We start from the raw sequence: 21,893 nt of genomic DNA, 5'->3' as shown, positions 1-21,893 counted from the left end.
ATAAGTATAGAGACTAAAACGGGGCATTATGCCCCGTTATGAGTTGGCATACGTTATTCACCGTTTTGCATCATCTCCAACTCTTGCCATCTATCAAAAGCTGTTTCAAGTTCATTTTCCTTATCAGCTAATGCTTTTAGCACTTTTTCTGTCTCTTCATGAGGACGTGTAAAGAAATCAGCTGCAGCCACTTCTTCTTGTAAACAACCTAATTCCTCTTCTAAACGTTCCAGTTTAGCGGGCAGTTGTTCAAGCTCGCGGATCAAATGATAGCTTAACTTATTGTTACTTCGTGTAGCCTTTTTGGCGTTCTGTTTTGGTTTAGTCTCTTTTTCAGTTTTTTCTGGTGCATTACGTGACTTATTCGCTTCATTTTTAAGAGAAACAGACTGTGCCCGCTGCTGCTGCGCATCATAATAGCCACCAACATAGCTATTGATTACGCCATCACCTTCAAAGATCCAACACTCCGTAACACTATTATCAACAAATTCACGATCATGGCTAACCAACAACACAGTGCCTTGATAAGCATCCACCAGCTCTTCTAATAGTTCTAATGTTTCAACATCAAGATCATTAGTTGGTTCATCAAGAATAAGTAAATTGCTTGGTTTTAAGAACAAACGAGCAAGCAATAGACGATTTCTTTCGCCCCCCGAAAGTGCTCTAACAGGTGTCATGGCACGTTTTGGTGGAAATAAGAAATCTTGCAAATAACCTAAAACATGACGAGGACGACCATTTACCATCACCTCTTGCTTACCTTCTGCAAGGTTATCCATCACTGTTTTATCAGGATCAAGTGTGGCACGGTGTTGATCAAAATAAGCAACTTCTAATTTAGTGCCGCAATGAATACGACCACTATCTGCTTTTAAATCCCCTAACATCAATTTGAGTAGTGTGGTTTTACCACAACCATTAGGGCCAACTAAGGCAATTTTATCTCCTCGTTGTACTTTTGCAGAGAAGTCCCGAACGAGCCTACGCGTACCGATGCTATAATTAACATCTTCTAATTCAAACACAATTTTACCTGAGCGCGTTGCTTCTTCGACCTGCATACGAGCACTGCCTAATACTTCGCGACGTTCACTTCGTTCAACTCGCAATGCTTTTAATGCCCGTACACGACCTTCATTACGAGTCCGGCGAGCTTTGATCCCTTGACGTATCCATGCTTCTTCTTGCGCTAATTTCCGGTCAAACTCAGCATTTTGTTGCTCTTCAACACGCAATGCCTCTTCTTTACTTTCCAGATATTTATCGTAATTTCCCGGCCATGAGGATAGTTTTCCACGATCTAAATCAATAATGCGGGTTGCCATATTACGAATAAATGATCGGTCATGGGAAATAAAGACAATGCTACCTTGGAAATCCTTTAAGAATTTCTCTAACCATAAGATAGTTTCTATATCTAGATGGTTGGTGGGCTCATCCAAAAAGAGCACTTTCGGTGCGCTCACTAATGCGCGCCCTAATGCGGCTTTTCTTAACCATCCTCCAGAAAGTGAGGAAAGCTCAGCTTCGCCATTTAACCCTAATTTTTCCAGTACTTCAGCAATACGGCTATCTAATAACCAGAGATTACGGTTATCGAGCACTTCTTGTAACTGAGCTAATCGATTAAGATTTTTTTCAGAAGGGTCCGTTTCTATTACCTTTGAAACACGATGATATTCGGTAATATATTGCGCATCTTCTGCAACGCCTTGCGCGACAAAATCAAAAATAGTGCCTTCGATATCTCTGGGGGGATCTTGTTGTAAACGTGCAGTCACCAGATCTTGTTCATACACCACTTGCCCATCATCTAAGGGCTGCTCTTTGGCTAACACTCTTAATAGGGTCGATTTTCCGGCACCATTGCGACCGACTAAACAAACGCGTTCATTTTCATCAATAAACAAGTCTGTATTATCTAATAAAGGGGCATCACTAAACGCTAAATAAGCCCCAGTCAAACTAATTAACGGCATTGTAAATTATTCCTCACCAGCATGATTTAATAGCCAGCAATTGTGGATTTGGCGGTTACGTGCAAAATCTTGCGATAACGTTTTTTGTGTTATCTCTTTTGCTGTTAACCCAATATTCGCTAATGCTTCATGATCCATTTTGAAACCACGTTTATTATTTGAGAACATAATTGTTCCGCCTTTTCTTAATAAACGCTTTAGATGTTTCATTAATTCAATATGATCACGTTGTACATCAAAGGTATTTTCCATGCGTTTTGAATTAGAGAACGTCGGAGGATCGATAAAAATCACATCAAACTGTTCATTACTTTGGCTTAGCCACTGTAAGCAATCCGCCTGCATTAAACGATGTTGTCTACCTGATAATCCATTTGCTTGAAAGTTTTTCTCAGCCCATTCAAGATAAGTCCTTGACATATCTACTGTTGTGGTACTTTTAGCTCCCCCCAACCCAGCATGGACTGACGCGCTACCGGTATAAGCAAAGAGATTTAAAAAGTCTTTTCCTTTGCTCATTTCACCTAACATTTTGCGTGCAATGCGGTGATCTAAAAACAGTCCAGTATCGAGATAGTCGGTTAAATTCACCCAGAATTTGGCACCAAACTCATCAACTAAAAAGAAATCCCCCTTCTCTGCCATTTTTTCATATTGTTGTTTACCTTTTTGGCGTTGACGAGTTTTTAAAATTAGTTGATCAGAGCGTAATGCTAAAACCTCCATGGTGGCACTAATCACATCAAATAAACGCTGACGTGCTTTATGTTCATTAATGGTTTTTGGAGGTGCATACTCTTGGATCACCACTTTTTCGCCATAGCGATCTACCGCAACATTATATTCTGGTAAATCAGCATCATATAAGCGATAACACTCAATTTGCTGTTGTTTTGCCCATTTTGCGAGTTTTTTCTCATTTTTACGTAAACGGTTAGCAAAATCTTCCGCCAGTCGTGTATTAATCGTCGAAGGTGTTTCTGATAATAAATAGTTTTTTTGTACACAATCTAACGGACCATTTTTAGCTTTAAATTCACGCTCAGCACGTAACTGAATACAGCTTAACAATTCAGGAGAAGCACTAAAAAGTGATAATCGCCATCCTGGGAAATGGGCTTTTACCGCTCGTCCTAACTGGCTATGCAAAGCAATGAGTGCGGGTTCACTTTCTAAACGTTCACCATAAGGCGGGTTACTAATAATCGTCCCTTTAACACCCGTGGATACTGGATTAGTCAGTTTTGCTGCATCACCTTGGGTAAAAGTAATTAAATCGGCCACATCCGCACGACGTGCGTTGGCTCTTGCCATATCTAATACACGTTTATCCACATCGAAACCATAAAAACGCGCTTGAGTATTCTTTTTACCTTCACGGAAGCGGGCAAATGCTTCATGAGTGACTTCTTTCCATAGCGCTTCATTATGTCCTAACCAATGACGGAAACCCCAATGGACTCGATTTAAAGCGGGAGCACAATCCGTCGCCATCATTGCTGCTTCAATAAGTAAAGTACCTGAGCCACACATAGGATCAATTAATGGTGTATCGGTTTTCCAACCTGAACGCATAATAATCGCTGCGGCTAGATTCTCTTTTAGCGGTGCTTGCCCTGTTAAGTCACGATAACCACGTTGATGTAATCCATCGCCACTGAGATCTAAAGATAATGACGCTTTTTCTTTATGTAGATGTATAGTTAAACGAATATCCGGTGATTGCTTAGCAACATCCGGTCGTTGCCCTATTTTACGTTGGAATGAATCGACGATAGCATCTTTCGCTTTTAATGCACCATATTGGCTATTACGGATCACATCATTAGTGCCATTAAAGTGAATAGCAAAAGTATGATTAACTGTAAATACTTCGCTCCAATCAATTGCTTGCACACCAAGGTATAAATCTAGATCACTGTAGACATTAAATTCATTTAGCGGAAGCATGATGCGAGAAGCTAAACGGCTCCAGAGCAAAGACTGATACATGGTTTTATCATCAGCACGGAAATAGACACCACCTTGCGTAATCTGGCAAGACTGGGCACCAAGGTGTTCAAGTTCAGTTTTTAATAATTCTTCCAGACCTCGGCCTGTGCTGGCAAACAGAGAGCGCATAATATTGTTACCACCTAAAATAAAATTGTTGGGCATTATAGCTAATTGTATTACGTTGTCATAAAGTTACTGACGATAAAAAAATAATAAAACCTTTTTGGGAGCACTGATGATCAACGTATCACGCCTTTATATACACCCTGTAAAATCAATGAAAGGGACTCGTCTTTCTCAAGCCTTTGCCCGTGAAAGCGGCTTCACGTTTGATCGTGATTTTATGATAACGACCCCTGAGGGGACATTTATCACCGCACGTAAATACCCTTTGTTGCTGTGTTTTATTCCCACTGTAATGACAAATGGTATTTATATTCAAGCACCCGATGGTGAAGGAATTGCCATTACTTATCAGGATTTTCAATCTTCATTACAACCAACTGAAGTGTGGGGAAATCATTTTACCGCTTATGTTGCCCCAGATGAAATAAATCAATGGTTCAGCCGCTATTTAGGCATGGATGTACAACTTCGCTGGACGGGTGAAAAATCAACACGTCGAGTAAAAAAATCTCCTGAAACCGCGGTTTCGTTCGCTGACGGTTACCCTTATCTATTGATTAATGAAGCCTCATTTCAGTCTCTGCAACAGCGTTGCCCAGCTTCAATCAATATTGAGCAATTTCGCGGTAATATCATCATCACAGGTGCAAAACCTTTTGCAGAAGATAGCTGGCAAACAATCCGTATTGGCTCTGTCGTCATGGACTTAGTCAAGCCTTGCAGTCGCTGCATTATGACCACTATCAGTATCGATAAAGGCATTAAACATCCTACCACAGAACCGTTAGCAACACTGCAAACATTCCGTACAGATGAAAAAGGCGATGTGGATTTTGGTCAAAATATTATCATTCGCCAATCAGGTATTATTCGTGTTGGGGATAAAGTTGAAATATTAGCTTATAAAGAAGCGAAATCTTATTTACAAACAACAGAGCAAACAACCGAACCGGCAACTGACAATGCGGTTACAGCAGCCTCCGCTCAAGAGCCAAAACAAGCTGTCACTATTGAATTTAATGGCATCAGCTTTGCTGGGAATAATCAAGAGGTGTTGTTAGAGCAACTGGAAAATCACGGTTATGCTATTCCCTATAGTTGTCGTGCGGGGATTTGTGGCTCTTGTGTTATTCAATTAGATGAAGGTGATGTCAATGCATTAAAAGCAGGTGCCATAAAACGTTCTGGCAGAATACTCGCATGTAGTTGTGTTCCTAAAGGCAATGTAAAACTTTCACTTAATAAAAAATAACGCTTATCTTTATCACAAATAAAAAGAAGGTAAACTGTCCTTATCTTCTTTTTATTTTGCATGATCCGCTCTGCTGATTAAGAATTATCTCATCAATAACCCAATTTTAAATTAACTATAAACTCACTTTATTTACTTTTATAAATTTGTTGCAAAAAGAGAATAATGCAGATTTGATTTTAGGAAGCGTTGTTTAAGGCCAATTGTTTTTAGCATATTATAAACAATAAGTGAAAATAAAAGAGTAAGTCCTTTTTACTCTTTTATTAGATGACTTTTTCGTACAAAAACGATCTTGGCTCAGACTGTTTATGATATTCACTTAACCGATCATTCATGATTTTTAGTGGATCACAAAACGTTAGTGTTCTATCAAATAATGCTAACTGAGGCTGGGCTAATAAGCATAAACAGGCTTGCTCTCCCACTTCCGCCACTAAAAAAAGCACTTTTTCATTGCTATCTTTCAATGCGGCTTCCACCACTTGAGCTAAATAAGGGCGGGTTGATGAATGACTCACTTCAAAATACCAGCTCTTAGGCATTAATGGCTTTAAAAAACGATGGGCTATTAATGCGTTTAACGCTAATTCTGCTCGCGACTCAGAAGGCATATCAATCTGGCGGATTTGCTCATCATATCCATAATAAAGAGCAGCATCATCAACAGTAAAAGGTGATGATTGATGAGCAGTTGCACTTAGCATTTTACTTGGAAAACGACTACGAAAAATCATTCCATTAGCTAAATCGAGCATCAACTTTTGTTGCTCGTCATCAAAATACCAACGCCAGCGATCATCGGGTTTTATTATCACTAATTATTCCCCCTTCGATTTATTACCTGCTTTTTTCTCTGATACTCAATATTAAATAACCTAAATAAAATATTTAATACCACCTAACAAAAACAGGGTTCATTTTTTTATTAATTAAGCACAATCACTGCCATTTAATAAAAAATAATCAACTAGAGGCAATATAAACGAGTTAAGGGCAGAAGAAAAGCCCTTAACTGATTATTGGATGTAATTAAATATGATTAATTATAGATTTTATAAGTGCAGGACCATGATAAATGAATCCTGAATAGACTTGTATTAAAGAAGCACCTGCATCCATTTTTTCGCGTGCGGCAGTCAATGAATCAATCCCCCCTACCCCAATAATAGGTAAAGCGCCTTTTAACTCTTCATTTAGTTGTCGAATGATTTGTGTACTTTTTGATTGAACCGGACGACCGCTTAATCCACCGGCTTCATTGCAGTGATCTAATCCACTCACTAATGATTTGTCTAATGTTGTATTGGTCGCAATTACGCCATCAATATGGTGACGCACTAAGCTATCTGCAACTTGGATTAATTCTTCATGAGTAAGATCAGGGGCAATTTTAACGGCCACAGGCACATATTTTTGATATTTCCCTTGTAACTCAAGTTGTTTATTTTTAATCGCAGATAATAAATCGTCTAATGCTTCACCATATTGGAGTGTCCGTAAGCCGGGGGTGTTAGGTGAAGAGATGTTAATCGCAATATAACCTGCATAAGGGTAAACTTTTTCCATACAGATTAAGTAATCATCTTTTCCTTGCTCTACGGGGGTATCTTTATTTTTACCGATATTAATACCCAGCACACCACCATATTGAGATTGTTTTACATTCTCTATTAGGTTATCAACCCCTAAATTATTAAACCCCATTCGATTAATTAAGCCTTCTGCTTCTACTAAGCGAAAGAGACGCGGTTTGTCATTACCTACTTGTGCTCGTGGTGTAACAGTACCCACTTCAATAAAGCCAAAACCCATTGCCCCTAGTGCATCAATGCAATCACCATTTTTATCAAGGCCGGCGGCAAGACCGAGAGGATTTTTAAATGAAAGTCCCATACAAGAAACGGGTTTGGCAGGAAGTGATTGTTGAATAAGAAATTGAAATGGGGAATGAGATAAGCGTTTTAACTGACGAAAGGTAAAATCATGGGCACGTTCAGGATCTAGCCGAAACAATGCCTTCCTTACTAAGGAATAATACATACGATCTCCATTGAGAATATCGGGTATTAGGAATGATATGTCTACGACGATTTAAGCGTCGAGCATCATATAGATAAAAGCACGAAAAGTAAACGTTTCAATTGCACAATTCACCATAAAAAATCCCCAGAATATGCTGGGGATCTAATTATCATGCTAACTTAATACCTTCTTATCACTTAATTAGTGATAGCGGTATAGTGTTAATCTGCTAATGCTTTAGTGATTTTCTCATATAAATCACCTGATAAGTTATCAAGGGCTTTTAGCTTTAATAACTCGGCACGCATTTTCTCTTGGCGATTAGCATCATAGCGTTTCAAACGAATAAACGGCTCAATAAGACGAGATGCAACCTGTGGATTTCGGCTATTTAAGTCAGTCAGAATTTCTGTCAATAATAAATAACCTGAGCCATCTTCTGCATGGAAAGCTACAGGGTTATTATTCACAAACGCACCGATTAAAGCACGAGTACGATTTGGGTTAGCTAAAGTAAAAGAGCGATGTGATAGCAAACTGCGTACTCTTTGTAATACATCAGTTGCCGGACTCATTGCTTGTAAGCTAAACCACTTATCCATTACCAAGCCATCTTGATGCCATTTATCATCAAACTCTTGTAATAGTGCCTCTTTACAAGGTAATTGTGCCATTACTGCGGCATTTAAGGCCGCGAGTGCATCGGTCATATTGTCGCTATTGTGATATTGCGCTTCAACCAATTGATTACCCGTTTGCTGGTTTTCAACGGCTAAATAACCCAAGCAGACATTGCGTAAATCACGTTTAGCAATATCACCATGATCGACACGGTAAGCACCGATATGCATTGAGTGATAAACCGCAGAGAACTCATCAGCCATTTCAGTGGCTAAAGTTTTACGAATAAAACCTAAGGCCTGATGAATAGCAATAGGATCGATAATAGCAAAAGCTTCGCCCGCTTCAACATCGGTAGGTAATGTCAGAATAAGTGCCGCCAAGGCAGGATCGATATCTTTATCAAGCAATACAGCACGGAAAGCATCAATTACCATTTCAGGTAAAATTAATGGTTGCCCTTTTTGAACACGCGAAACGTTTTCTTTAATATAACGACCTAATAAAGATTGCGCCGCATCCCAACGAGAAAAAGCATTACGTGCATGTTTCATTAAGAATGAGAGTTGCTCATCCGTAAAAGGATAATCAAGTTTTACTGGCGCAGAGAATTCTCGCAATAATGAAGGAATTGGCTGTTGAGCAACATCATCAAAAATAAACTGCTGCTCTTCTCTCACCACATTTAATACATTAGAAACCGGCTGACCTTGTGAACGTAAAGGGATAACCTCCCCTTGTTGATTATATAATTCAATATCTAACGGAATATGTAGAACTTGTTTTTCCGCCTGATCTGCCGTTGGTGGCGTCATTTGGCTGACGGTTAATGTATATTGCTGTTTTTGTGCGTCATAGCTATCACGTACAGTCAATACCGGTGTACCTGATTGGCTATACCAACGACGGAATAAAGTCAGGTCAACATTAGAGGCATCTTCCATCGCTTGTACAAAATCATCACAGGTCGCTGCACTACCATCGTGACGATGAATATACATCTGCATACCCGCTTGGAATTTCTCTTCACCGAGTAGCGTGTGGATCATACGGATCACTTCCGCCCCTTTTTCATATACCGTTAAGGTATAGAAGTTATTCATTTCAATCACACTATCTGGACGAATTGGATGAGCCATTGGGCTTGCATCTTCGGCAAACTGTGCTGTACGCATAACACGCACGTTATTGATACGATTAACTGAGCGAGAGCCTAAATCAGAGCTAAATTCTTGATCACGGAAAACCGTTAATCCCTCTTTTAAGCTTAATTGGAACCAGTCACGGCAAGTAATACGGTTACCTGTCCAGTTATGGAAATATTCATGGCCAATAACAGATTCAATCCCTAAATAATCTTTGTCTGTTGCTGTTTCGCTTTTAGCAAGAACATATTTAGAGTTAAAGACATTAAGCCCTTTATTCTCCATTGCTCCCATATTAAAGAAATCAACGGCGACTATCATATAGATATCGAGATCGTATTCTAAATTAAAGCGTGACTCATCCCATTTCATGGCATTTTTTAGTGATGTCATCGCCCAATCAGCACGATCAAGATTACCTTTATCGACAAATAACTCTAAAGCAACTTCACGACCACTTTTAGTGTTAAATGTATCGCGTAATACATCAAAGTCTCCCGCCACTAATGCAAAGAGATAACTTGGTTTAGGATGCGGATCTTCCCAAGTCACCCAATGACGACCATCTTCAAGATCACCTTGTGCAACACGGTTACCATTAGATAATAGATAAGGATACTGTTTTTTATCTGCAGTGATCGTGGTGGTATAGCGCGCTAAAACATCCGGTCTATCTAAATAATAAGTAATATGACGGAAACCTTCCGCTTCACACTGTGTACATAGCGCATCGCCAGAAACATATAACCCTTCTAACGCGGTATTAGCTGATGGGTTAATCTCATTAATAATTTTTAACGTAAACTGTTCAGGCAATTGGTCAATGATGAGTTTGCCGTTTTCTTCTTTATAGTGTGTCCAAGCAACATCATTAACAAAAATAGATTTTAATGTTAAATCTTCCCCATCTAACACCAACGGCGTTACCGTTGTCGCTAAGCGCTTGCATTGGCTAATAGCAGTAACCTGTGTTTTTTCTTTATCTAAGATAAAATCAAGATGCAAATCAGTGATGGTGTAATCTGGGGCGCGGTAATCTTTACGATATTTAGCAATTCTTTGTTGTGTCATAGAAAAAAGCCTTTTAGTTAACACGACTATTTTACGGTTATATAACCAAAGCTTACTCGTCAAAAAACGGTTTAGCTAGTCGAATATTCAATTGAGCACATTAAAAGTCAATAGAATGTTAATGGGATATTAATATGTGTAACTAATTTATTTGCTAATTGATGCTAACATACTCCCAAATTATGTTTAACGTGGTAAACTCAATAGAGATTTACAGCTTGTTTTTATGTCGCAGAGAAATATTAACGAATAGTGACGCATTATCATCATATTCGGGTATACTCTCCAACCTTAACGATTTAGCTGACATAAAAACGCTCCGTGAGGATGCTTGACGCGCTATGATTTTAGACGCTACACCGATTATTACATCACTGTTGGATACCGATGCATACAAGCTCCACATGCAACAGGCGGTTTACCATCATTATAGTGATATTCCTGTCGTTGCTGAATTCCGCTGCCGGAGTGATGAACGTCTAGGTGAATATGCAACAACCTTACGCCATCAAGTGGATATGATGGCAGACTTGTCATTAACTAATGAAGAGTTTGGCTATCTTCAAAGCCTGCCTTTCTTTAAAAATGACTATCTGCAATGGTTTAAACATTTTCGCTTTAAACCCGAGCAAGTGCATATCGCGACCACTGCTGACAATCAATTGACAATTAAGATAACTGGCCCTTGGCGTGAAGTTATTTTATGGGAAGTTCCTTTGTTAGCATTGGTGAGTGAAATTGTCCACCGTGCTCGTTCGCCACAAATCACCGCTGATGACGCTGTTATTCAATTACGCAAACTTATCGATATTTTCTATCGTGATGCGGCTGAACAACAGATTGATTTAGCGGATTTCAAATTGATGGATTTTGGTACTCGTCGTCGCTTTTCTTATGATGTGCAACGTGCCATTGTCGATGAATTAAAAAATCATTTCCCTTATCTTATCGGCACCAGTAACTATCATTTTGCTGAACGTATGCAACTGGCCCCCGTAGGCACACAAGCCCATGAATGGTTCCAAGCACATCAGCAAATTAGTCCTGAGCTTGCCAATAGTCAACGGGCTGCATTGCAATCATGGTTAGATGAATACCCAGATCAACTCGGTATTGCACTCACTGATTGTATCACTATGGATGCATTCTTACGTGACTTTGATATGCCATTCGCCAGCCGTTATCAAGGGTTACGTCATGACTCAGGTGATCCGATTGAATGGGGTGAAAAAGCCATTGCTCATTATGAAAAGCTCGGCATCGATCCGATGAGTAAAGTATTGGTATTCTCTGATAGTCTCGACTTTCAGAAAGCCTTAGTACTTTATAAGCATTTCCATAAGCGTATCCGCTTAATTTTTGGTATCGGCACCAGATTGACTTGTAATATCCCGAATATTACACCTCTTAATATTGTGATTAAGCTGGTGGAGTGTAATGGTAAACCTGTTGCTAAATTATCAGATAGTCCAGGTAAAACCATTTGTGAAGATGATGAGTTTGTCGACAAGCTACGTAAAGCCTTTGATGTTCCTCTTGTTAGGCAAGCTTGTTAATAAAGATTAAATCGCTATCTATTCACTCTATCTATTCTATCTATAAAGAAAGGGCCAATATTGCCCTTTCTTTTTGCTATCACCCCCACTATTCGACTGATTTTACCTATTTTTAGCAAAATATTTTCTATAAAGGCTTTTCTCTTGCTGATTCCCTCTTTAAACTGAAATTTCCTACTTGTTTCCTGCGCTATTGCAAGTAACATAGAAAAACTGTCCGACAGGGGCAGAATGAATTTACTAAACAATTATTTTAATTAAACGAAGAGAGATTTATTTATGATCGTTGCGCCTGTAGTCGACGTACTGCAAGGCCGTATCGCGGTTGGCGAAGACGTCACCGTTCGCGGTTGGGTACGTACAAGAAGAGATTCAAAAGCTGGTATCTCATTCCTTACCGTCTATGACGGTTCCTGCTTTAATCCAGTACAGGCCATCATTAATAATAATTTACCGAATTATCAAGATGAAGTGCTGCACTTAACCACAGGTTGCTCTGTGGAAGTCACCGGTAAAATTGTTGAATCTCCGGGTCAAGGTCAGAACTTTGAAATTCATGCGACCAAAGTTGTGGTAGTAGGAATGGTTGATGATCCGGAAACTTATCCGATGGCCGCTAAACGTCACAGCGTTGAGTATCTGCGTGAAGTTGCTCATCTTCGTCCACGCACAAACTTAATTGGTGCTGTTGCACGTGTTCGCCATACCTTGGCACAAGCACTACATCGTTTCTTCGATGAACAAGGCTTTTTCTGGGTTTCTACGCCATTAATTACGGCGGCGGATACCGAAGGTGCGGGTGAAATGTTCCGTGTCTCTACCTTAGATATGAACAACCTGCCACGTACTGATAAAGGCGAAGTTGATTTTAGCGAAGACTTTTTTGGTCGCGAAGCTTTCTTAACCGTATCAGGACAATTAAACGGCGAAACTTATGCCTCTGCATTAAGTAAAGTCTATACTTTCGGCCCAACTTTCCGCGCTGAGAATTCAAATACTAGTCGTCACTTGGCTGAATTCTGGATGGTTGAACCTGAAGTGGCTTTTGCTGATCTGAATGATATCGCCGGATTAGCAGAAAAAATGCTGAAATATGCCTTTTCTGCCGTGTTAGCTGAGCGCAGAGATGATATGGAGTTTTTTGCTCAACGCGTTGATAAAGAAGCCATTACACGTTTAGAGCACTTTATCGCTTCTGATTTCGCACAAATTGACTACACAGATGCGATTACTGTGTTAGAAAATTGCGGCCAGAAATTTGAAAACCCAGTTTATTGGGGTGTTGACCTCTCCTCCGAGCATGAGCGCTATCTTGCTGAGAAACACTTTAAAGCCCCTGTGGTTGTGAAGAACTACCCGAAAGATATCAAAGCATTCTATATGCGTATGAATGAAGACGGTAAAACAGTTGCGGCAATGGATGTGTTAGCACCAGGTATCGGTGAAATCATTGGTGGTTCTCAACGTGAAGAACGTTTAGAGATGTTTGATAAACGTTTAGCTGAGATGGGTATGAATAAAGAAGACTACTGGTGGTATCGTGATTTACGCCGTTATGGCACAGTACCACACTCTGGTTTTGGTCTCGGCTTTGAACGCTTAGTTGCTTATGTGACTGGTGTCACAAATATTCGTGAAGTGATCCCATTCCCACGTACACCAAGAAATGTCGATTTCTAATAGTTTGATTAATTAGTAGCCAACAAAAAACATTTGTGTTGCTGATTAATTGTACTAACTTTAGTTATACCAGAAGCCAACCTCAGGGTTGGCTTTTTTTATGCATGGCTACAATTTGATGGAAAAGTTCCCCCAAATACACACTTTGAAATACATTGTTACAATTTGTTACACTTTTTTCGATTTTGTAGCAAATTCGGGGTAGATAAAATTTTTTACCAATGGAACACTGTCACCCGACACAGACGACACTTAACTCTCATAAATAGTTCCATAAAAATTAAGAAACTATTTCTGGCAGTGGCAAAGGTGTCTGAATAACACCAATGAGGGTAATAATAATGATGAAGCGCAATATTCTTGCAGTGGTAATCCCAGCTTTAATGTTTGCTGGTGCAGCAAACGCAGCTGAAATGTACAACAAAGACGGCAACAAAGTAGATATCTACGGTAAAGTTGACGTTCGTCATTACTTCGCTGACAAAGATTCTGGTGAAGACGGTGATGCATCTCGTGCACGTATCGGTTTCAAAGGCGAAACTCAAATCAATAAAGACTTAGTTGGTTTTGGTCGTTTCGAGTACGAAGTTAAAACTAATAATACTGAAGGAAGCGAAGGTAACAACAAAACTCGTCTAGCTTTTGCTGGTCTGAAATTTGCTGACTTCGGTTCTTTAGACTACGGCCGTAACTACGGTGTAATTTATGACACCAACGCATGGACTGACGTTCTGCCTTTATGGGGCGGTGACTCCATGGCGCAAACTGACGTTTATATGACTGGTCGTACTACTGGCGTATTAACTTACCGTAACACTGATATGTTCGGTTATGTTGATGGTTTAAGCTTTGCTCTGCAATATCAAGGCAAAAATAACGAAAACACCAACAATACTCGTGGTACATATGATCCAAAAGATCCAGCGTCAAATAAAGCAGATGCTAAATCAAATGGCGACGGTTTTGGTTTCTCTACCGCTTATAACTTAGGCTGGGGCGTAACACTGGGTGGTGGTTACTCAAGTTCTGCTCGTACAGCACCACAACAACACGCAAGCTTAGCTGGTGGTGAACGTGCTGAAGCATGGAACGTTGGTGGTAAATTCGAAGCTAACAATGTTTACTTAGCAGCAATGTACGGTGAAACCCGTAACATGACTTATTTCGGTAAATATAAAGATATTGCTAACAAAACTCAAAATATCGAGTTAACTGCACAGTATGATTTTGCTGATTTAGGTATCAAACCATCTTTAGCCTATGTTCAATCTAAAGGTAAAGACTTAGGTGTTGCTCAAGGTAACGACCAAGATTTAGTTAAATATATCTCTGTAGGTTCTTTCTACAAATTTAACAAAAACATGACTGCAGTTGTTGATTATAAAATCAACCTGTTAGATGACAATGACTTCACTAAAACTTACGGCGTTGCAACTGACAACGTAGTTGGTTTAGGTCTGACTTATCAGTTCTAATTACCCTTTAAGGTAATTAAACAGTCAAGTTAATTGATTTGAAAAGCAACACTTCGGTGTTGCTTTTTTATTTTCCTATCCTATTTATGTTGCTCGCTTTTCTGTTCCTCCTTTTCTAACACCTAGATAAACAGTTTATTATACTAAACTATTGGTTATTTTTAGTGGTTATATTTACATGTTAATGTAATCACGAAAGATTTACTTATTTACATCTTGTTTTGCTATTTATTCTCACTTAGTTCACAACTTCTTGCTAATTTCTCTACAAACTGTTGGCAAACCGATTCTATAGCGTTACTCTTGTTACTCATAATTCGGCTTCGTTTTGAGCTTAGGGAATAATTACACTATGTTTGAGAAAATCATTGCTGCACCAGCCGATCCTATTCTGGGTTTAGCTGATAGTTTCCGTTCTGATACTCGTGAAAACAAAATTAACTTAGGGATTGGTGTTTATAAGGATGAAACAGGTAAAACACCTGTACTCACCACCGTTAAAAAAGCAGAAAAATATTTATTAGAAAACGAATCCACTAAAAATTATCTTCCTATTAGCGGTATTCCTGAGTTTGGTGCGGTCACTCAAGCGCTGTTGTTTGGTGAACAACACCCTATCATCACAGAAAAACGTGCACGTACAGCACAAGCTCCGGGTGGTACTGGGGCATTACGTATTGCTGCGGACTTTATTGCTCAGCAAACTAATGCTAAACGTGTATGGATAAGTAACCCGACTTGGCCCAACCATAATAATATTTTTCAGACTGCAGGCTTAGAGATTTGCCAATATGATTATTATGATGCAGAAAGCCACGGTTTAGATTTTGAAGGTATGCTAGCCAGCCTACAAAATGCACAAGCAGGTGATGTTGTGCTATTCCACGGATGTTGCCATAACCCAAGCGGTATTGACCCAACGCTAGAGCAATGGCGTCAACTGGCTGCCTTATCCGCTGAGAAAGGTTGGTTACCAGTATTTGACTTTGCTTACCAAGGTTTTGCTAATGGTCTTGAAGAAGACGCGCAAGGCTTACGCCTATTTGCTGAAAGCAATCCTGAGCTGATTGTTGCAAGCTCATATTCAAAAAACTTTGGCCTTTATAATGAGCGTGTAGGTGCTTGCACTATTGTCGCAAAAGAGAGCGATACTGCTGAGAAAGCATTTAGCCAAGCCAAAGCGATTATTCGCGCAAACTACTCTAATCCACCGGCACATGGTGCATCTGTGGTTACCACTATTTTATCTAACCCAGAGTTAAAAGAAGAGTGGATTGAAGAGCTCACCACAATGCGTGAGCGCATTCAGCGTATGCGCCAATTGCTGGTGACAACGTTACAAGAAAAAGGCGCAAAACAAGATTTCAGCTTTATTATTGACCAAAATGGTATGTTCTCATTTAGTGGCCTTAATAAAGAGCAAGTTGAACGTCTACGTGCTGAATATGGTATTTATATTGTCGGCTCTGGTCGTATTAATGTCGCAGGCTTAACACTGGAAAATATGGTTCCATTATGTGAAGCCATTGTCGCTGTACTTTAATGGCTTTTTCATCGTATTAAAGCATACCGTTAGATAACACGTTTTATAACCCAACAGCATTTAATTAGATATGTTGTTGGGTTTTTTATTGTTTTATTCGTGCTGTGGGAAAAAACCATACTGAACTTGTTTTGAAAGCCGTTCGACGTTCAGCCGAAGAAACACTGACAGATCTGCGAGTCATAAATGTTAATTCCGAAGTTTATCAGGAATTTATCAACCCACTTGATGCAACACTTGTAAGCAACGAAACATTACGAAAAACAGTGATGTCTAAATCCCCTTAAGAGGAATGACATTGAAACTGACAGCACCTGAACCACGCAAAATAGGCCATATGCAGGAGGTTTTTCCTCCGGTGAAAAGGCTTTAGAACTCTGGAGGGGTAAGTTCCAATAAGGCCTTGATGTTCACAATAATCCTATTATTTATAAGGTCTCACTATCTTATGCCAAGCGGTTCCATCATACAGATCAACATTATAATCATCAGCTACAACTAAAATCCCATCGCGGACATCCATATGACCTGAGGCGATAACATTTTTATCACCATCCTTGGGACGGACCATTTCTTTACCATTCCAACACTGTAAGCGATAGTCATCACATGCCCACACTTTATCTTCAAACCAACGCAACTGGTTCAGTAAAATAGCCGAACTGCCGTGATAAAGTTTTTCCCATTGGTATTCACGCCCTCGCCATAAACTGCCCCCTTCACCGCCAATATACACATAACCATCAGGGGCACATAAAACTGCACTTAATTGCTCATTAGAGGGAAAACCACAGGGGAACCAGATTTCGCCATTATAATGCCAAACATCACCTGCACCGCCAACGGCATACATATCCTGTTCAGAGAAACCATCGAGATCAGTGAATCCCATATCTGTATTGGTTTCTCCTCCTGGTATCCCATGTTGAATTCTCTGCCATTTTCCAATATCCACTCGTTTATAAATTTCGCGCGAAGTACCAACATAATAAGCATATCCACCAACACATTTAATATTTTTAGGATTTGCATAGTCACCATCCATAACTTTTTCTGGTGGCAAATTAGCACCACTGCCCACACACACCACAACACCATCATCACCTCTAGATGCAAGCATCCCTTGTTCTTTCGGTTTTAAACAAACGCCTACTTTGGGATTATCAAATCCAGTAATACTCACATACCCTGTAGGTGTGACTGGTGTGTCTAAATAGATAGCTAATAACATACTAGGTATTTCACTGTTCCATAAGTTTCGAGCCTTTTCGTATGGAATATCTTTGCGCAAACAAAAGTACACGATATTTTTATTTCGGATTGCACAACCAGTAAAAATATATCCCTTGATATATTTGGCCCAATGTTTATTAGTTATATACTCCATTATCTTTCTTTCCCTTTTTCAGTTGTTATAGGATCTCATCTAGAGCCTTTTGTACACTTTATCCGGCTCATGTTGGTGATAGGTCATTGTATTGGCTTTCCATAACCGTTTTCAATCCGGCGCCCTAAGATATCGTAGCGGTATTCCGCTCGCTGATACCCTAAGGGCCCTTGGTCGATATCCACCGCGATAATGCGGTGGTCACTGTCATAGTGATAACGTTGCCCCGAGCTACTGCCTTTTTCATAGCGGGAGACCATGCGACCAAAACCGTCGTAGCGATAATCAAAGCGGTCACTATGAGGCACTTGGTTATGCGGTGCTTCGGTGTGTGGACACAGAATATTTCAAATATCAACAAGTTTTAGTAAAATTTTTACTATTACGAGCATAATTTAAAATTTTCTTTTTATGCACAATATCGTATTTAGCTTTAATGTTTATTATATCTGACCTCCAGCTATAATTAGCTAAAATAATTATCAACCGAAGTCTAGACTTTTATAAATTAAAACACTTTAATTTTTGATAACCAATAATTGCCTTTATCGTAAACACATCCAAGTAAAACGTTCCCCTCTGTTTTGATTGTCAACTCACGGCCATTACAGTATTTATTTTCAAAAGACCAACCTATATCTGCAACATCAAGATACCTCATTATAAGCTCAAAACTTGTTTCACTACATATAGATAAATCATTCAATATAAATACAGGGCAACGAGCCAAATCAAATCCTATAGAGTACACTACTGAATTAATTATCATTATTTCTAATGCATCATAAAAATATGAGAACCCTTCATGTTTATTTGCATTATCAAAATAATACTTTTGACCCAAATCTTCTTTTGAAAAGACAGAGTATACGTCTTTTTCACTGGCACCTACTTTTAATGATAAATAGGTACCCGTCTTTAAAAAACTAGTTAGGTTCATTTAATTTTTCCAACATTTTAGAGAACTTGTCCACGCCTCTTTCGGCTAACTCAATTTAGTTTTTACTGCTACTTGAATCACTTAATATTTTTTAAAATCATCCATTGTTTGAGTAACTTGAATCTTGGCCTGCTCCATTATTTTTTTATTCTCCATTAAATTCCTAATATATTTATCAGCTTGATTTAACGATTTATTACTGGTTCCTTTAATATTATCACAACACTCCCATATAAGGTTGCCGGATTTATCAAACCCCAACTTAGCTTCAGTAATCTTTCTACCATTAACAGATATATCTAAATGAGGCCCTTTGACCCTAACATCGTCAAACCGGTATGGTTGCATCTTACCTATACACGCCAGCCCCCACGGATCCACCCATGTCAATGGATTTGGCGCATAAGCATATAAGTTTATCCCCCCTGCCAACCCTATTGGGTCTTGCTGGGTAAAACGGCCTAAATCCGGGGCATAGTACCTGAACGTATTATAATGCAGGCCAGTATACTCGTATCATCCTGATACTCGCCCTATGGGCCAGCGCAAGCGCTGTTCAAATTTGTTCCCGACAAATTTGTCTTTGTCGAAATACTGCCCTTGAAAGCGCAGGTTCTGTTCACGATTAAACGAGTTTTTTCATCATAATCTCTTCAATTTTAGGGCAGATATTCTAATTATAGCTGTCTTATTTTAAGGGAAGTCGGCAATATCCCGTTTCACTGCCTAATTGAATAACTATTTTTTATTCGATGCCCAAAAAGAATAGTCAGACACATAGATTTCACTTATTCTTAGATCTAATGGAATATGTTCTATATAATCTGCGATTTCATCATAAGGGGAAGGTAGTATAAAAGAAATACCATAATCTTCATCTATAATAATAGATCCATTTAATATACGCTGACTTCTTGTTAGTTTAATTAATTCTCCCATTAACATACCAGAATATAGTTTATTTTTATATTTCCCTTTATACTTCTCGTTACACCCAATCGAAATAATCGTCCCATCTAATAATGTTGCTATAGTTAGAATATTATCAATATAATAAGCTATCCTACAATCTTCATTAGGTAAATAATAATTAGATTGACTGACATCATGATGTTCATACAACTCGCTAATGTAAAGACTAATATTTTCACCAACAAAAATATTACCCATTGATTTATAACTTATTATAGAGGCGCTAAAATCTATCATTTTCATCAACCATTCATTAATACGCTATCAATATAAACTGGCGATTCTTTAATAAGATCATAGTTTTTAAAATCACCATGACCTATTCTCCCTAAAACTTCATCAGAAGTTTTACTTGTAGATTTATAAACTTTCCAATAATCATTTCGATGAATATTCTTCTGAATTCCTAAACCACCAGGATGATAATCAAGTTTATAAGTTGTCGCTGATTTTGTTGTTTTCATATAAGCCATATGTTGAATAATAAGAATTATCTGTTCTATATCCCGAGCATAACTACAACTCAACGATTTTTCAGTGATTCTGACTAATTTTATGTAATGCTTTATGTAAAATAGATTTTCTTAATGAACGATTAAAATTACTTAAAGGTATATCTTTATTTAAAAACATCTTAAATCTATTTATTAGTTGATGATCAATATTATTAATAGGTAATTTATTTAACTCTCTCATTCTAAGTAACACTATTACTTCACAAGGTATTAATTTGTAAATTACATGATTAGAGTTTTCAGTTGAGTTAATTTTAGGATAATTTATCGATATATGATAATTGCAAAGTTTATTTAATAATGAGCTTATATCTTCATTATGAAAAAAACCATCAACAATTTTTTTATATTTTAAATTAAAATTGAATTCTTTTATCCCCCACTCAATATCATTATTCAATTTATCATTAACTGAGTTTGATTTTTTCTTGGAAAGATAAAAAACAAGTGGTATTAAAGTCTCTGAAAACTTATCATCAATAAATTCATTGTTAGCTTTAATATTTTTAATTAGACTTTTAAAAACAACAAGTTGATCATCTAGAGAAAAATAAGACAATGTGATAAAATATACAGCAATTAGTTCATTTAAATTTTTTTCTATTTTGTTGCCAAAGTATTCTTCACAATAACACTCCAATACAGAAAAATAAAAATAATTGATCAACTCAATATAATTATCTTTTTCCTCCATTAAGAAATCTCTTAATAAAAGCACGATCATGCTACTTTTTTCATTTAGTAAGGCATTAATATTAAGTGTTATTTTACATTTTTTTTCAAAGAAATCATCATTCCATTCATAAATAAACTTATTAGTAGCATTTTCTATATAATCGACTAAAGCATTATCTATAAAATCATAATACTCTTTATCTTCTAAAATAAAATTAATAGCTGATTCTAATTCACGATAAAATTGTTCTATCTCTTTCATCCTACCATTCCTCAAACGTTATATTCCAATCATAAAATTTGGGATTTCGGCCAACATTTACCTGAATCCCATTCAAAAAATCAAGTTTAATTCAATGCATTGACATAACGGAAGGTTTTTCGCACCTCGTTTTGCTGTAATAAGGGTTCGTTGGGCTAAATCATAGGTCAGTTCGGTATGCTCTAAACAGCGTTTACCGTCTTTAAGCCAGTGCTCAACCACTCGCCACTCAGGTTCATTGTCTGATAATGGTAAAGCGAAATACAGACACAGACTTTCATAACCATTACCTGCTAAATATTGACTAGTAACGATAATTTTTAAATCACGACTTTTTTTGACACAAAAAGTCTAGTAACTGGTTAGTCAATAATTGAAAAATTTTACTTTCTTTTTTATTTTTACGATAATTCTATTTCCACTGAAAAATCGAAAGCCATTAAACCTGCATCTTCTACTCTTTGTTTAAATTTATCCGTAACAAAGATTCGGCTAATATCCTCATCAATAGTAAATAGATACTCATCAGTAATGTTATTTTTTATGAGAACTGGCTTCTCAATCATTAATCCATTGGGATATTCCCGATAAATAGAATTTGTTCTGTCAAAACATCCTGAAAGTGAATTAGTTGGATAATAACCAACAAATTTCTTCCGTTTGCTCTC

Annotated in this window: 19 protein-coding genes and 2 pseudogenes; 6 read left to right on the top strand and 15 right to left on the bottom strand. The window is 38.1% G+C overall.

Going from position 1 to position 21,893, the window contains the following annotated elements; genetic code table 11:
- Nucleotides 1–53: 53 nt before the first annotated feature.
- Complete coding sequence (locus AACQ49_RS07410; RefSeq protein WP_004244674.1) at nucleotides 54–1,985, bottom strand: ABC transporter ATP-binding protein; 1,932 nt, start codon at nucleotides 1,983–1,985, stop codon at nucleotides 54–56.
- A gap of 6 nt (nucleotides 1,986–1,991) precedes the next feature.
- The gene (rlmKL, locus tag AACQ49_RS07405; RefSeq protein WP_004247681.1) at nucleotides 1,992–4,106 is read right to left on the bottom strand and encodes a bifunctional 23S rRNA (guanine(2069)-N(7))-methyltransferase RlmK/23S rRNA (guanine(2445)-N(2))-methyltransferase RlmL; all 2,115 of its coding nucleotides are present in this window, start codon (nucleotides 4,104–4,106) and stop codon (nucleotides 1,992–1,994) included.
- A gap of 109 nt (nucleotides 4,107–4,215) precedes the next feature.
- Here rlmKL and AACQ49_RS07400 point away from each other — a divergent pair, with 109 nt between their 5' ends.
- Entirely contained in the window at nucleotides 4,216–5,358 is a 1,143-nt protein-coding gene (locus AACQ49_RS07400; RefSeq protein ID WP_004244672.1) for a YcbX family protein, read from the top strand.
- Nucleotides 5,359–5,624: 266 nt separating this feature from the next.
- Here AACQ49_RS07400 and AACQ49_RS07395 read toward each other — a convergent pair whose 3' ends face one another.
- The 3 genes from AACQ49_RS07395 to pepN form a co-directional block, all read right to left on the bottom strand.
- On the bottom strand, nucleotides 5,625–6,176 hold the full coding sequence (locus AACQ49_RS07395; protein ID WP_004244671.1) for a cell division protein ZapC: 552 nt from the start codon (nucleotides 6,174–6,176) through the stop codon (nucleotides 5,625–5,627).
- 214 nt (nucleotides 6,177–6,390) lie between these two features.
- Nucleotides 6,391–7,401: a quinone-dependent dihydroorotate dehydrogenase gene (gene pyrD / locus AACQ49_RS07390; RefSeq protein WP_004251935.1), complete on the bottom strand. Its 1,011-nt coding sequence runs from the start codon at nucleotides 7,399–7,401 to the stop codon at nucleotides 6,391–6,393.
- Between the two features lie 203 nt (nucleotides 7,402–7,604).
- Nucleotides 7,605–10,220, bottom strand: a complete 2,616-nt coding sequence (pepN, locus tag AACQ49_RS07385) for an aminopeptidase N (protein ID WP_129623645.1) — start codon at nucleotides 10,218–10,220, stop codon at nucleotides 7,605–7,607.
- 341 nt (nucleotides 10,221–10,561) lie between these two features.
- Here pepN and pncB point away from each other — a divergent pair, with 341 nt between their 5' ends.
- Nucleotides 10,562–11,776 carry a nicotinate phosphoribosyltransferase gene (pncB, locus tag AACQ49_RS07380; protein ID WP_004244666.1) on the top strand — a complete coding sequence of 405 codons (1,215 nt, stop codon included), beginning with the start codon at nucleotides 10,562–10,564 and terminating at the stop codon, nucleotides 11,774–11,776.
- Between the two features lie 14 nt (nucleotides 11,777–11,790).
- Here pncB and AACQ49_RS07375 read toward each other — a convergent pair whose 3' ends face one another.
- Complete coding sequence (locus tag AACQ49_RS07375) at nucleotides 11,791–11,982, bottom strand: hypothetical protein (RefSeq protein WP_017827340.1); 192 nt, start codon at nucleotides 11,980–11,982, stop codon at nucleotides 11,791–11,793.
- Between the two features lie 73 nt (nucleotides 11,983–12,055).
- Here AACQ49_RS07375 and asnS point away from each other — a divergent pair, with 73 nt between their 5' ends.
- From asnS to AACQ49_RS07355, 4 genes are all read left to right on the top strand, one after another.
- Nucleotides 12,056–13,456: an asparagine--tRNA ligase gene (gene asnS / locus AACQ49_RS07370; protein ID WP_004244664.1), complete on the top strand. Its 1,401-nt coding sequence runs from the start codon at nucleotides 12,056–12,058 to the stop codon at nucleotides 13,454–13,456.
- Nucleotides 13,457–13,797: 341 nt separating this feature from the next.
- Entirely contained in the window at nucleotides 13,798–14,931 is a 1,134-nt protein-coding gene (locus tag AACQ49_RS07365) for a porin (RefSeq protein WP_062814348.1), read from the top strand.
- A gap of 352 nt (nucleotides 14,932–15,283) precedes the next feature.
- A complete protein-coding gene (locus AACQ49_RS07360; protein ID WP_012367734.1) occupies nucleotides 15,284–16,474 on the top strand; it encodes an amino acid aminotransferase in 1,191 nt (396 codons plus the stop codon).
- 104 nt (nucleotides 16,475–16,578) lie between these two features.
- Nucleotides 16,579–16,761, top strand: coding sequence for a type II toxin -antitoxin system TacA 1-like antitoxin (locus AACQ49_RS07355; RefSeq protein ID WP_223307224.1), 183 nt, complete (start codon nucleotides 16,579–16,581; stop codon nucleotides 16,759–16,761).
- Nucleotides 16,762–16,898: 137 nt separating this feature from the next.
- On the opposite strand, the gene AACQ49_RS07350 is transcribed toward AACQ49_RS07355, so the two are convergent.
- From AACQ49_RS07350 to AACQ49_RS07310, 9 genes and pseudogenes are all read right to left on the bottom strand, one after another.
- Nucleotides 16,899–17,861 carry a hypothetical protein gene (locus AACQ49_RS07350; protein ID WP_129623644.1) on the bottom strand — a complete coding sequence of 321 codons (963 nt, stop codon included), beginning with the start codon at nucleotides 17,859–17,861 and terminating at the stop codon, nucleotides 16,899–16,901.
- Nucleotides 17,862–17,944: 83 nt separating this feature from the next.
- On the bottom strand, nucleotides 17,945–18,169 hold the full coding sequence (locus AACQ49_RS07345; RefSeq protein WP_049203041.1) for a hypothetical protein: 225 nt from the start codon (nucleotides 18,167–18,169) through the stop codon (nucleotides 17,945–17,947).
- Between the two features lie 200 nt (nucleotides 18,170–18,369).
- Nucleotides 18,370–18,801, bottom strand: a complete 432-nt coding sequence (locus tag AACQ49_RS07340) for a hypothetical protein (RefSeq protein ID WP_017628420.1) — start codon at nucleotides 18,799–18,801, stop codon at nucleotides 18,370–18,372.
- Between the two features lie 357 nt (nucleotides 18,802–19,158).
- Nucleotides 19,159–19,308, bottom strand: a pseudogene (locus AACQ49_RS18455) (RHS repeat-associated core domain-containing protein); the annotation flags it as partial.
- 231 nt (nucleotides 19,309–19,539) lie between these two features.
- On the bottom strand, nucleotides 19,540–20,016 hold the full coding sequence (locus AACQ49_RS07330) for a hypothetical protein (RefSeq protein WP_004247669.1): 477 nt from the start codon (nucleotides 20,014–20,016) through the stop codon (nucleotides 19,540–19,542).
- On the bottom strand, nucleotides 20,016–20,237 hold the full coding sequence (locus tag AACQ49_RS07325) for a hypothetical protein (protein ID WP_223307222.1): 222 nt from the start codon (nucleotides 20,235–20,237) through the stop codon (nucleotides 20,016–20,018). Before AACQ49_RS07325 ends, AACQ49_RS07330 begins: the two co-directional genes overlap by 1 nt.
- Before the next feature lie 70 nt (nucleotides 20,238–20,307).
- Nucleotides 20,308–21,225: a hypothetical protein gene (locus AACQ49_RS07320; RefSeq protein WP_049203039.1), complete on the bottom strand. Its 918-nt coding sequence runs from the start codon at nucleotides 21,223–21,225 to the stop codon at nucleotides 20,308–20,310.
- A 72-nt stretch (nucleotides 21,226–21,297) separates the two neighbouring features.
- Nucleotides 21,298–21,447, bottom strand: coding sequence for a hypothetical protein (locus AACQ49_RS07315; protein WP_155289805.1), 150 nt, complete (start codon nucleotides 21,445–21,447; stop codon nucleotides 21,298–21,300).
- A 179-nt stretch (nucleotides 21,448–21,626) separates the two neighbouring features.
- Nucleotides 21,627–21,893, bottom strand: a pseudogene (locus tag AACQ49_RS07310) (hypothetical protein); the annotation flags it as partial.

It is taken from the genome of Proteus sp. G2675, assembly GCF_963886535.1.
Lineage (GTDB): Bacteria > Pseudomonadota > Gammaproteobacteria > Enterobacterales > Enterobacteriaceae > Proteus > Proteus mirabilis.
This window is presented reverse-complemented; position numbering and strand designations above follow the sequence as displayed.